Annotated in this window: 14 protein-coding genes and 1 pseudogene; 7 read left to right on the top strand and 8 right to left on the bottom strand. The window is 54.5% G+C overall.

Annotated elements, in window-relative coordinates:
• Window positions 1–2 precede the first annotated feature (2 nt).
• The 4 genes from CU100_RS26010 to traI are packed head-to-tail and all read right to left on the bottom strand — an operon-like array spanning window position 3 to window position 2288.
• Window positions 3–302, bottom strand: a complete 300-nt coding sequence (locus tag CU100_RS26010; protein WP_106719544.1) for a conjugal transfer protein TrbD — start codon at window positions 300–302, stop codon at window positions 3–5.
• A complete protein-coding gene (locus CU100_RS26005) occupies window positions 295–678 on the bottom strand; it encodes a TrbC/VirB2 family protein (RefSeq protein ID WP_106719543.1) in 384 nt (127 codons plus the stop codon). The genes CU100_RS26010 and CU100_RS26005 overlap by 8 nt, the downstream gene beginning before the upstream one ends.
• A complete protein-coding gene (gene trbB / locus CU100_RS26000) occupies window positions 668–1642 on the bottom strand; it encodes a P-type conjugative transfer ATPase TrbB (RefSeq protein ID WP_106719542.1) in 975 nt (324 codons plus the stop codon). Before trbB ends, CU100_RS26005 begins: the two co-directional genes overlap by 11 nt.
• A 22-nt stretch (window positions 1643–1664) precedes the next feature.
• Window positions 1665–2288 carry an acyl-homoserine-lactone synthase gene (gene traI, locus CU100_RS25995; RefSeq protein WP_106719541.1) on the bottom strand — a complete coding sequence of 208 codons (624 nt, stop codon included), beginning with the start codon at window positions 2286–2288 and terminating at the stop codon, window positions 1665–1667.
• A gap of 443 nt (window positions 2289–2731) precedes the next feature.
• On the opposite strand from traI, the gene repA reads away from it, so the two are divergent.
• The 6 genes from repA (at window position 2732) to CU100_RS25965 (ending at window position 8181) form a co-directional block, all read left to right on the top strand.
• Entirely contained in the window at window positions 2732–3910 is a 1179-nt protein-coding gene (gene repA / locus CU100_RS25990) for a plasmid partitioning protein RepA (RefSeq protein ID WP_106719540.1), read from the top strand.
• 79 nt (window positions 3911–3989) lie between these two features.
• On the top strand, window positions 3990–4991 hold the full coding sequence (repB, locus tag CU100_RS25985; RefSeq protein WP_106719539.1) for a plasmid partitioning protein RepB: 1002 nt from the start codon (window positions 3990–3992) through the stop codon (window positions 4989–4991).
• Window positions 4992–5148: 157 nt separating this feature from the next.
• A complete protein-coding gene (gene repC / locus CU100_RS25980) occupies window positions 5149–6369 on the top strand; it encodes a plasmid replication protein RepC (RefSeq protein ID WP_106719624.1) in 1221 nt (406 codons plus the stop codon).
• 64 nt (window positions 6370–6433) lie between these two features.
• Complete coding sequence (gene ligD / locus CU100_RS25975; RefSeq protein WP_106719538.1) at window positions 6434–7474, top strand: non-homologous end-joining DNA ligase; 1041 nt, start codon at window positions 6434–6436, stop codon at window positions 7472–7474.
• A gap of 64 nt (window positions 7475–7538) precedes the next feature.
• Window positions 7539–7871, top strand: coding sequence for a type II toxin-antitoxin system RelE/ParE family toxin (locus CU100_RS27600; protein ID WP_106719537.1), 333 nt, complete (start codon window positions 7539–7541; stop codon window positions 7869–7871).
• A 1-nt stretch (window position 7872) separates the two neighbouring features.
• Window positions 7873–8181, top strand: a complete 309-nt coding sequence (locus tag CU100_RS25965) for a helix-turn-helix domain-containing protein (RefSeq protein ID WP_106719536.1) — start codon at window positions 7873–7875, stop codon at window positions 8179–8181.
• Window positions 8182–8201: 20 nt separating this feature from the next.
• On the opposite strand, the gene CU100_RS25960 is transcribed toward CU100_RS25965, so the two are convergent.
• Window positions 8202–9101, bottom strand: a complete 900-nt coding sequence (locus CU100_RS25960) for a recombinase family protein (protein ID WP_106719535.1) — start codon at window positions 9099–9101, stop codon at window positions 8202–8204.
• A gap of 58 nt (window positions 9102–9159) precedes the next feature.
• Entirely contained in the window at window positions 9160–9297 is a 138-nt protein-coding gene (locus CU100_RS27035) for a hypothetical protein (RefSeq protein WP_170113979.1), read from the bottom strand.
• A gap of 167 nt (window positions 9298–9464) precedes the next feature.
• On the opposite strand from CU100_RS27035, the gene CU100_RS25955 reads away from it, so the two are divergent.
• A complete protein-coding gene (locus tag CU100_RS25955; RefSeq protein ID WP_106719534.1) occupies window positions 9465–9743 on the top strand; it encodes a hypothetical protein in 279 nt (92 codons plus the stop codon).
• A 9-nt stretch (window positions 9744–9752) separates the two neighbouring features.
• On the opposite strand, the pseudogene CU100_RS27780 reads toward CU100_RS25955, so the two are convergent.
• Window positions 9753–10410 (bottom strand): annotated as a pseudogene (locus tag CU100_RS27780) (IS66 family transposase); the annotation flags it as partial.
• A gap of 640 nt (window positions 10411–11050) precedes the next feature.
• On the bottom strand, window positions 11051–12103 hold the full coding sequence (locus CU100_RS25940) for a CBASS cGAMP-activated phospholipase (protein ID WP_106719532.1): 1053 nt from the start codon (window positions 12101–12103) through the stop codon (window positions 11051–11053).
• Between the last annotated feature and the right edge of the window lie 347 nt (window positions 12104–12450).

Genomic DNA, 12450 nt, shown 5'->3' with positions numbered 1-12450 from the left:
CCTCAATATCGCCGCCAAGGCATCGATGTTGCCCGGTAGGCAGGCCTGTAGCGGATGTGGCGGATATAGACCTTGCGCATCATCGGATCGGCTTTCGCCATCATCCGCAGTGCCGAGACCGCCACCATCCAGATGGCAATCCCGAGGAGCGTCGCGTACCAGGTGAGCACGACGAAGATCAAGATTATTGCGGCAAGGCCGGTGAGCAGCACTAGTTCACGGTCGGCGCCCATCAGGAGATTCGGCCGCGACAATGCGCGGTGGATACGCGTGCGGACAAGGATCGATGCAGGCTCAAACACGAGCCCCCTCCCCTTCCGGATGAACCTGAAGATCGTGGGTTTCGACGAGTCCGATCGATGCTCCGGTCGCGCCGAAAAGAGCGACGATCTGGGTCGCACCGAGAAGAATACCCGCAACCAGCACGACGTACATCAGCCTACGCGCGAAATCGTTCAGCTCGCCGCCGAAGATGAGCATACCGCCGGCGACCGCGACTGCTGCCAAGGCGATGAAGCCGGCTACCGGCCCGGTGATGGATTGCTGGATCTGCTGCAAGGGACCTTCCCAGGGCAGGCCGCCCCCGCCACTCGATGCCAGCGCCGGTTCCAGCGGTATCAGGCAGAAACATACGGCCAGTGCGAGGGCGGTGGGAATTGTGTGGCGGTTATGCGACATAACCCTCATCCTCCTCGATCTGGGGATTGGTTTTGGTTTCGTAACTGTTGCCGGTGAATCGCTCGATATGGACCACATCACGCACGCGGCGTCCCGTTGGCGAGCGTTCGATGGAAACGATCAGATCGACAGCATCACCGATCACCTCGCGCATCGGCTGCTGGCTGACCTCCGCGGTCAGTTGTTCGAGGCGGCGCAGCGCCGACATGGCGGAGTTGGAATGGACCGTTGTCACACCTCCTGGGTGACCCGTGTTCCATGCTTTCAGGAGGGTCAACGCGGCGCCATCGCGAACTTCCCCAACTATGATCCGATCCGGACGGAGCCGCATAGTGCTCTTGAGAAGCCTTGCCATATCGACTGTGTCGCTCGTATGGAGGGACACGGCGTTTGCCGCCGCGCACTGTATCTCCGCGGTGTCTTCGAGGATCAGGAGGCGGTCGTCAGGCGCTATCTCGGAAATTTCGGCGATCACCGCATTGGCGAGCGTAGTCTTGCCTGTGCCCGTGCCGCCCGAGATGACGACGTTGAATCGGGAAGATATTGCACTGCGGATTACCGATGCCTGCAACTCGGTCATCACCTTCGTAGCAACATAATCGTCAAGAGGAATAAGCTGAGAGGCGCGGCGTCGGATTGTGAAGGCTGGTCCGGACACGACGGGCGGCAACAGCCCCTCGAACCTGTGGCCGCCGATCGGCAGCTCGCCGGAAATGATCGGCTGTTCATCATCGGCTTCCGAACGCAGTGCATGTGCGACGCTGCCGATGACGATTTCGGCGGTCGCTGCGTTCATGATACCGGCAGGACCGACACCATGGCCGAGCCGTTCAATGAATAGCTTGCCGTCAGGATTGAGCATGATTTCGACTACCGTCGGGTCATCGAGGGCGACGCAAAGATGATCGCCAAGCGCCTCCTGTAACTTGCGTATGAGGCGCGGATGAGAGCGAAGTTGGGTCATGGTCTCGTTTCTTTTGACTGGCTCATGCCGCTCGGCACATTGGATTGAAGATAGAGGGAGTGCCAGCTGGCCGCACACGTGCAAGGCTCGTCGGATCGGCCGACAGAGAGCCCGCGACTGCAATGGTATTGCCGATCCTACTAGGCTCGCCTAGCCGCCTCATGGGCCAGCCCGCTCGCTTCAAAATTCGTTCGAAGCGCACGTCGGTTGCGGTAACGATCTCGCTGTAGCCGTTGCGCATTGACCACTCGATAATTCCTGCCAGCAGTGTCACGGTGGCTTGGTGCAACGCTCCCCCTCCCCTGCCCTCCTCAATCGTCGTGTCAACACAGAACCGGGAACTCTCGATCATGGCTGCGTGCGCCTCGAGCTTCCCAGTGGACAGAAGCTGGGGAAAAGCCCGCGCCAGCATGGTCGTCCCGCTTGCCGGAAGCAGACGCGCACAACCGGAAACCTCCGATGAGCCTGTTAGCAAGAGGATGTAGGTGGCGGGTAGTTGGTCGAAGTCGTCGATCTCACGCCCCTGGACGACCTTGACGTCCCATCCCATACGTTCCTTGAAAACACGTGCGCGAAGACGATACATACCGTCAATGAGGTCAGGGAATTGTTCGCGTACATCAGCAGGAATGGCGATTGTTTTCATTGGCTTAGCTCCGATCTTGAATCGTTCGGAGTGCCAGTGGACCAGACTGCGCGATGATCCGCGACTAATGAAAGTATGAGTGCGGTTCTCCCGCGATGGGTCCTGACTTTGGGCCTGGGTTTCACAAACGGCTCGGATCGTCAGAAGCTCGCGCGTCACTGATAAAAGTATCAGTGGCAATTATCGCCGCTCGCGATAGGGACTGTTCCGTTGAGTCCTAATGGAGGTATCGAGTTGATTCGTATTCCGCTCCGGCGCAATCACTGGGCGGCCCAAGAGCGGCTCCCTTGACGCGATGACTGCGAGCTCCGCAACGGAAGAAGCCCACGGGTCGTGTTAATCTTTCATTAACTTTAAACTTCTTGCTGGATTACGAGAATCGGGCAATGGTAACGATAATTTGGTAGAAATATCAAAATTATCGTTCCTGAAAGGTCTACGGCATGAACCTGGCAGCCATCGTTGAAGAAATTGGCTTCGCTGATACTATCCTTGATCAAGGCGGTGAGATTTCTCGCAAGCTAGACATGCTGCGTGTTGAGAAGTTTCCGCCAAATGCTCTGAAAACCCTTCGCCAATTCTCGCTGTCAGAAGTAGCGGATTTTGTCGGTGTCTCCCAGAGCTATTTGAAAAAGCTCCATCTCGAAGGGAAAGGTGTGCAGCCAACAACCTCGTCAACGGGTCGGCGTTCATATTCTGCCGAACAGATGGACCAGCTCAGGAAATACTTGGACCGAGAACCGCGTCGTCGTCCCGGAGATAAACTTCAGGTTCTCGCGGTCGTAAATTTCAAGGGCGGTTCGGGGAAGACGACTACGGCAGCACATTTGGCGCAACACCTGGCACTTACTGGGCATCGTGTCCTGGCGATCGATCTCGATCCACAGGCGTCTCTTACTGCTCTACACGGCATTCAGCCTGAGTTGGACCAAAAACCATCCCTTTATGAGTCGCTGCGATACGATATGGAAAGAAAGCCCATTACCGACGTCATTCGCCCGACTAATTTCCCCAATCTCGACATTGTGCCAGCAAATCTTGAGCTTCAGGAGTACGAATATGATACGCCCCTGGCGATGCAGAGCAAAGAGTCCAATGCTGGCAAGACGTTTTACACGCGCATTGGTGATGCTTTGGCAGAAGTCGACGACCGCTACGATATTGTGGTTTTAGACTGCCCTCCCCAGCTTGGCTACTTGACTCTCACGGCATTGACCGCAGCGACTTCAGTGTTGATCACCGTACATCCACAGATGCTCGACATCATGAGTATGAGCCAGTTCCTGCTGATGCTCGGCGAAATTCTGAAATCGATTGAAATAGCAGGTGTGAAAGTATCATTGAACTGGTTTCGCTATCTCGTCACACGTTTTGAACCTACGGATATTCCGCAGGCCCAAATGGTAGGCTTTATGCAATCGATGTTTGCGAGGCAGATGCTCAAAAATCAAATGCTCAAATCGACAGCTATTTCGGACGCAGGGTTAACCAAGCAAACGCTTTATGAAGTCGAAAGGATGCAGTTCACGCGTTCAACCTATGATCGCGCTATGGAGTCGTTGAATGCTGTAAATGGTGAGATCGCGGATCTCATTCACCAGGCATGGGGACGCAAATCATGAACCTTCAATTGTCAGCCGTACATTTGCGGTATTTCGTCAATGATCACAATGACCTGCGTCAATTCGGGAGACACTGACAATGGCACGGAAGAATGTTCTTCTCGGCATCACGCAGGCGGAGACGGCAATGCCGGAACGTACCGCAACGTCCGGGTATGCTGCACGGGGCGCTTCTCGGTCTATGCTGAATTCAATTGGCGAACTTGCGGCTCAGGCAGCAAAAGCGGAGAGACTTCTCGAAGGTGAGACCGTAGTCGATCTCGATCCCGATTTGATCGATGGGTCTTTCGTGTCAGACCGTATGGAAGACAACGCCGAAGCATTTTCAGAACTGGTTACAGCGATTGACGAACGCGGACAGGATAGCCCTATTTTGGTTCGGCCTCACCCTACGGCAAACGGCCGCTATCAGATCGTTTTTGGCCACCGTAGGTTTCGTGCAGCCAAAGAACTTGGCAGGCCTGTGCGTGCCGTAGTCAAAGAGCTTGATGACAAGGACCACGTTGTTGCTCAAGGACAGGAAAATTCTGCCCGGGAAAACCTGTCGTTCATAGAGCGGGCAGTCTTCGCACAGAAACTTACAGAACTCGGTCACAGCAGGGAAACTGTGCAGTCGTCATTGTCAATTGACGCGCCGATGCTGACGCGAATGCTCTCGGTCACAAAGCGAATACCCGCATCAATTATTCAATCGATTGGAGCAGCGAAAGGAGTCGGTCGCGATCGCTGGCTTGAAATGACTGTGCTGATTGACAACCCTTCCAATTTGGTAGGGGCAGGTGAGTTCATTGCAACGGATGAATTTATGTCTGCTACGGCAGACTCTCGGTTCGATCTTCTCTTCAAGTTCCTAAAAACCGCGAGAAAAACCAAAAGAGCAATACGGTCCGAGCCAAAGACAAGAGATTGGGCTCCGGCCGACAAGTCAGTTAGCGTCACCTCGAAAGCAGCGGGAAAAGTGTATACCCTCAACCTGAAAGATAAGGACGCTGGCGTATTCGGTGGATGGCTCTCGGAAAACCTTGAACGTTTCTATCAAGAGTTCAGGGAATCGGAAAAAGTAAAAAAGACAGGAGACTGAAACAGCAAAAGAAAAAGGCCCCCAAACGATCAAACCGTGGAAGCCTCTCTCATATCTCGACAATCTGAGAATCGCATTTCCATGAATCACTGTCAAGACTCTTGATCGTCGTTTTGGCGCACGGAATTCTTTTGCCTTTTTGAAAAGGTGAATGGAGATGATAGGAAATCTCATAACGACGCCCTTTGGGCGGCGATCGATGTCGCTTGCGTATCTGAAAGCACAGACCGAAGCGCAGGAAATTGCTGAGGGGAAAGTCGCTGATAAATGGCAGGTCTACCGCTGGCTGTGTGAAGGCAAGGATGTAATTGGTGTGGGCGACCGGTCGCTGGCTGTGCTCAATGCGCTGTTGTCGTTTGTGCCGGACAATATGCTGTCGGAAGAAATTGGCCTGATTGTCTTCCCATCCAACGCTCAATTGTCGCTTCGCGCGCACGGGATGGCCCCGGCGACATTGCGTCGGCACTTGGCTGCGTTGCTCGAATGCGGCTTGATCACACGCAAGGATAGCCCCAACGGCAAACGCTATTCCCGTAAGGACAGGCAAGGGGAGATTACCGACGCGTTCGGCTTCTCCCTTGCGCCACTGCTGGCACGCGCAGAAGAGTTTCAGCGAGCCGCTGAGAGCGTTCGAGCTGCATCCATGGCTCTGAGGCTAGTGAGAGAACGGATTACGCTCCACAGGCGCGATATTGCCAAACTGATTCAGGTTGCGGTCGCCGAAGATGTCCCGGGCGACTGGGGTGCCACCTGGAGGCGGTTCCGGGCCCTCGTCGACGCCCTCCCACGAAAAGCGAGCCTCGGCGTGTTGGAGCCGATCCTTGGCGATTTGGCTGCACTGCACGAAAAAGTGGCTAACTTGCTGGAAGAACATATAAATACTGAAAATTCGAGCGGCAATGAGTCTCGTTATGATACGCAGCAACAGAATTCAAAACCCGATCCTACTATTGATTTTGAACCCGGCTTTCGAAAAAACCAAGGGTCAAAATCTGGACCCATCCAGAAAGGGCAGGGAGGTGCGAATGTCGCAAAGACCTACCCTTTGGGTTTGGTCATGAAGGCCTGCCCGGAAATCACCGATTACGCGGTCAGCGGTATTGGCAACTGGCGCGAGCTGCTGATGACCGCGGCGCAGGTGCGGGGCTATCTCGGCATTTCGCCCTCGGCCTATGAGGAGGCGCTTGATGTTCTGGGGGAGGAAAACACGGCCATTGTCATCGCCTGCATGCTACAGCGCGCCGAAACCATCAATTCGGCCGGCGGATATCTGCGGGCATTGACCGAAAAGGCAAGGGCAGGGGAGTTCTCTGTCGGTCCTATGCTGATGGCCGCACTTCGTTCGACCGGAGCGCATCTGCAGATGGTCTCAAAATGATCTGATTCAGGGCGGAAGGCGCGAAGGCTCGACTCTTTAGCCAATCTCTGCGTGAAATATCGTTATGGCAAAAACTCCTCGTCAGTCCTCTCAACCGTTGCTTCGTGAAACCGAGCGTCCTTTGCAGAGCAGGCCGCGCAAGCTTCGTGATCCGGCGCAGCCGCAACTGCTACTTGATCCCATGCCGGAGCGTGTCGAGCCTTGTCTGGCTTCACTCAAAACACGGCCGCCGACAGGACCGGACTGGCTGTTTGAGGTCAAATGGGACGGCTACCGGCTCGCCATTCATATCGAACCCGAAGGCATTCGTATTCTGACACGGGGAGGGCACGACTGGACCCACCGTTTTCCGGCAATTGCCGAAGCAGCAAGGAGCCTTGACGTTGCGACGGCCATTATCGACGGCGAAGCCGTTGTCTTTAATGAGCGGGGTTTGCCTGACTTTGGCCTGTTGCAGCAATCGCTCGGTGGCCGGAGCGGCAAGCGTGCATCGCAGGAAGCCTCGTTTTATGCCTTCGATCTTCTCTACTTCGACGGGCATGACCTCAGGGACATCGAACTGGTGTCACGCCGACATCTTCTTGAAGGCCTGATCGGAAAGGCCGACGGTACAATCAAGTTTTCCGAAACGATTGAAGGCGATGGTGATGATCTTCTCGCTGATGCCTGTGAGCATGGCCTTGAAGGCATCATCGCCAAGCGGAGAGCCAGTTCTTACACCAGTGGCCGCGCCGGCGAGTGGCTGAAGATCAAATGTACGCAAAGCGAAAGTTTCTTTATCGTTGGCTGGGAACCGTCGAGTGTAGCCTTTGGCGGCATCGGCCGCCTTTTGCTCGCTGCCTATAAAGGTAATGATCTCGTTTTCGTTGGCAGCGTCGAAACAGGGTTCAATCGACGTAAGGCAATGGCCCTTCGCAAGGACCTGGAGAAGCTAAAAACCACCAAGCCACCGGTTCTAATCCAGAAAAAAGGGGTGCAATTCGTCCTGCCGACGCTGATTGCAGAAATTGAATTCCGGGCGTGGACCCATGATGGCAACCTCAGGTACGCCTCCTACAAGGGCCTGCGCGACTTTCAGGACAATGCAGCCGTCTGCAAAATTTGAATGCGAACTTGACAAACAAGAGTCGCTGCGCGATATATATACCCCAATGGGTTACTGAGGAATAATGCAGACAGTTTGTGAAACTCCCCTATTTGTCAAACAGGCTGCTGAGATCTTCGCGCCCGAAGAGCGAGCGGATTTGATTGCATATCTGGCAGGTAATCCTCTCGCGGGTGATGAAATGCCCGGTTGCGGAGGTGTACGAAAACTCCGTTTCGGGGCGAAAGGGAAGGGAAAAAGCGGTGGGGCCAGGGTCATCTATTACTGGTATAGCGATGAGGCCCCAATTTATGCGCTTTTAGCATACCCAAAGAATGCAAAGACAGATTTGACGGCAGACGAACGATCCGCGGTTGCCGCATTCGCCAAAGCGATTAAAGCGGCGGCAAGGAGTTGAAATGAACAGAAAGTCTACATTTGCGAACGATCTGATGCAGTCCTTGGCCGATGCGCTTTCACATGCGCAAGGTCGGGAGGTAAAAGGTGTTGTCGTCCACAAAGTGGATGTTACCAACGTTGACGCCAAGGCCGTTCGAAAGCGGCTTAATCTCACACAGGATGAAATGGCAGCGGCCTTGGGTACCAGTCCTTCCGGTTACAAGAAATGGGAGCAAGGGTCGCGTCAGCCTTCGGGAGCAGCCCGAACCCTTTTGCATGTCATGGCAAAAGAACCGGAAGCAGTAATGCGTGCGCTTACGACAGACTAAATTGACGGAAACGGACGGAGTCAGTCCGCGACCAAGCTTAGCTTCTTTGCCCGATCAAGCAGGTGTTTGACTGACGAGGCTGTCCATGTTGCTGACCCCCGCGGTGTGCGCTCGTACATCGCTTCAAGTTGGGCGGCAATGTCACGCAAGGTGAGGTTCGGATTCGCGTTGGCAATGCCGGTGATCAAAGACATCAGCCGGTCCTCCGGCAAGCGGCGACGGGCAGCACTGACCAATCCTGGGTCAGCCAACCCTTCGTGCACAAGGCGATTTACAGAACGCCGCAGTCGATCGACAGACCATCTCTGCCCGCTTTCACGATTGAGGCTTCTCGCCACGTCTTCCCAAGGGTGGTCTGGACGCATGCGCTGCACAATCGGCAGCCAGGAGGCCATTGTTGCGGTCAGATTAGCGAGATGGTCACGTTTTCTTGCCCGTGAAGTTTTGGCGATGGCCGCGGGTGTCCGCGCACGCAGGCCCGGATTACCGGGAAGCTTGCCACGGCCTTTGGCGGCTTTGATACCTGCTTTGGTGCGCTCCGAAATCAAGGCTCTTTCTAACTGCGCAACGGCGCCGAGTACCTGCAGCGAGAACATACCCTGCGGTGTCGAGGTATCGATCGGATCGTTCAACGAGCGGAAATGCGCCCCCTTGTCTTCCAATAGCTCGATCACCTGCAGCAAATGGCTGACAGAACGCGCCAAGCGATCGAGACGAACTACAACCAGGACCTCTCCTGCATCGATCTCACGTAACAGCTTTGCCAGAACTGGCCGCACGCGGGAAGCGCCAGAGCCCCGCTCTTCGAAAACCGTGTGACAACCAGCTGCCCGCAACTCAATCAGCTGGGCATCGCTCAACTGATCTTCCGTGGAAACACGAGCATATCCGATGAGACGGAGCTTGGATTGGAGTTTCATACATGGATTCTAAGCAGAAAAGCCGGTTTGTACAATATCGGAAGTTATCAGAAAACGGTCAGTTGAAAATGCCGATAACAGGCGAGCGGGCATCTCTACGGGCGACGAAACGCCGGAAATACACGAGAATGGGCATCTGGATGACCAAGGAAGTGCACTGCGCATCGGTTGCGGTTTGGCCGGCAATAGCTTGCATGGCAGTACCCTGCTTATTTCATTTTTAGTCCGATAAGACGAAGTTAAGTGGCATTTAAGTGCCGTATGCCGAAAATTGTTAACGTAAACAGTGCGTTAAAGTTATCAAAGTTCGCGTCGGCAAAGTTTCAAAATGGGTAAGCGGACCAAATTCGGTGGCGGCGATAATTGCGCGACCTCAATCGCCGGATTGTGGAACGGCTCCATTTCCTTCACCAGATGAAGACATATGACGCCATGCTGCAGTTCAGAGTTGGCGATCGCGTTGCATTTGATGACCGTGATGGAGAAGCGGTTTTTGGCACGCTTATCCGGTATAATCGCAAATCGGTGACGGTGCACGGCGATGATGGTCGCCACTGGAATGTTTCGCCGGGCCTCTTGCGCAAGGCGGAAATGCCGGGGCGAGCCAAGGCTCCCAATCTGATCGACTTTCCTAAGAAGTAAAACAGAGCTTCAGGCCCGTGCGACGACGACAAGCTCTGCGAGCGGTGGGGTTGTTTGGTTGCCGGTATTCAGGCCGAGGCGATCGCCGAGATAGGTGAAGAAGGAGATGCCGAGCTTGCGGCAGGTCTTCATCAGGCCAAGCAAGACATCGCGCGCCTGGCGGCCTTTCGTGCTCATGGTACCGCCAGAGATTTTCCGCTTGATGACGCAGGCGCGCAAATCATTCTCGGAGGCGTTTGTGTGCAGTGGGATGTCAGGCCGCTCCAGAACCTTGAGCAATTCCGTCTTGCGCCGATGCAGGCGGACGAGCAACTGGTCGAGCGGTTCAAACCCGGTGCGCAAGGTGAATATCCGGTCGAAGCGAGCCCTGAACGCCTGTGCTGATCCCGGTGATGGCTTGCCTTCCACACTTTCAGTGCCCGGTAAAAGCACCAGACGAGATCGCGCACCGTCTCAACGGCGCGCTCTTGTTTGTTGCCGGCATCAGCCTGTGAATGAGCCTTTCCGCATGGATCCAACAAAGCGCGTGATTGGCGATCCTGAACTGCCCGGCCCCATCGGAGACGACAACCGTGCTGCTCATCAATCCATGATGACGGATAGATGTTCCAGCCATTCGCTCTGCGATCCAAACATCTTTTCCGGGTGGGTGGAGAGCTTCTCGATCAAGGAAGGGTCAACCTGACGTCGGGGCATATTCGAATATTCATGAAGCGTCCCTTTTGGTTCGGTTGCGAATGCCACTCTATGTATCAGCTTGGTTCGCAGTCTAGGAATTACACTGCGCCACCAAATCTGCCCCATTACTCACTTCAAAATGGAAGCGGACCAGAAGCCACAATATGGCAGTCGAAGGGTGGCCCAGCGGATGCCTAGCCAAACGCTGAGTGCCCTCTAGATCGATAAACCACGTCCATGTGAAAGACTCTAGGCATCGGTCCGGGCCAACACCCGCCAGCATGACGACGGCGTCGGCGACAGATTCGTGATCAACGGCACCAATCCCGCCACCGAGACATCGTTACCCGCAACGGCAGCAGCTTTGCTTCGACATCGCCTATCTACGGGAGATTGAGGAAACACGCATCAACAACATTGATCCGTCTGGAACAGGGGCATCGCGGTAATTCCCGGATAAGCGCGGTATTGATCGACGGACCGCTGTGTTTTTCGAGGAGAGACTGTGGGCGTTGGCGGGCCTCGCTTTGACGATGGAGGGGGACTCGTTGGTGGAGTTCGAAAGTGACACTTTGCTGGCTCGATGGCGCGCGGGTGAATTTCATGTACGTTCACAAAATGCGGCAGTTCTACGATGGAGGTTTGGCGCAACGAACGAATTGATCTACCTCGTCTTCAAGGAACATTTCCTGAATACGATGGCCGTTACTCTCCGCGTGAGCACGCGCGATATTTAGCAATTCCGCCTTTGCCCGCTTAACGTCATCGAGATCCAGTTGTTGGTCTCTTTCTTCGATATCAACACGTACGATGTTATTCTTGCCAGCTAGCAGAAACGCCTGTCCGAGTGCATTTTTTGACTGCGCCCGTGCGGCCAGCCTGAATAGAATCGGAACCTGCTTGGAAACGCCCCATGCGAGTTTGCCACCATTGAGGTGCCGCTTCGCGAGTTTCACCGTCTCGTCGCCAGTGCCAATAGTCAAAATTCGAATGTTCTCGCGGGGAACATCGTAACACGCCAAAACATCGACCAAAGCATTCATTACAGGATTGTTTGCCCAGACGCCTCCGTCGATCATTATGTGACCATCATTGTCGATTGGCGCAAAATAAGCGGGTGCAGCCGCGGTATGCAATGCAACGTGCGCAAAACGTTGATGGCGATCATTCTGATAGTCGGGGTGGTGCGGGGTTTTGTATATGAACGGTTCGCCGTAAGCGCCTTCAAAACTCGGAATTACGAGGCGAACACGGGCATCGTCAATTACCTTGTCTCCGAAAATCCGAAGAAGCTCGCCTTTCAGCACCGATTTGTCGTGTTTGGGTCTGAAAAGGGATCGTAGAAATCGCAACGGCGCAGAAACAGTATTGGATGCCGGAAATATAATCTGGCCCCTTTCCACGTAGACGTCGAGGACTTGTCTAGCCGTCATTCCGTGGGCAAGACCGAGGGCAATAATGCCTCCTGTCGATGTCCCTGCCACTAGATCGAAATAGTTGGCAACAGACTTACCACCAAGAAAGCGACGTTCTATTTCAGAAAGATAAGCTGCAGGGAAAATACCACGTATGCCCCCTCCGTCGATGCATAAGATCCGGAAGAGACGGTCCTTCGGCCAAGGTTGTTTGATGCGGGTGTGCTGTATCGTCCCGTCAGAACGTCTGGGTGGAACATAATTCATCTTGAGGTCTCCAAAATAGTGCGAATGCTGGGTGTGCCTCGATGCCGGCCCCCTCCGTGCCATACGCCTGTCATGAGCCACCATTCATAGCAGGCAAGCCAATCTATGGCCCAAGGGACGATGGTTTGTGAAATCAGCATCCATCCGCTCCATTCTTCGGCGTCAGGATCGAAAAGGCATAGGGTTGGGTCTTCGCCGACGTTATAAACGTGAGGCAATGATCCCTCCTGATTTCCGGGCAATCGACTAAGTTGAGGCGAAGTGACGCGTACGTTTGGACCTTGAATAACCATACCAAGGTTATATTCGATCTCTAACCGATAGCACTGAAATTGCGGTGTCACATG

The sequence above is a fragment of the Phyllobacterium endophyticum genome, assembly GCF_003010935.1.
Taxonomy (GTDB): Bacteria; Pseudomonadota; Alphaproteobacteria; order Rhizobiales; family Rhizobiaceae; genus Phyllobacterium; species Phyllobacterium endophyticum.
The sequence above is the reverse complement of the archived record's forward strand: the minus strand, read 5'-3'. Positions and strand labels throughout refer to the sequence as shown.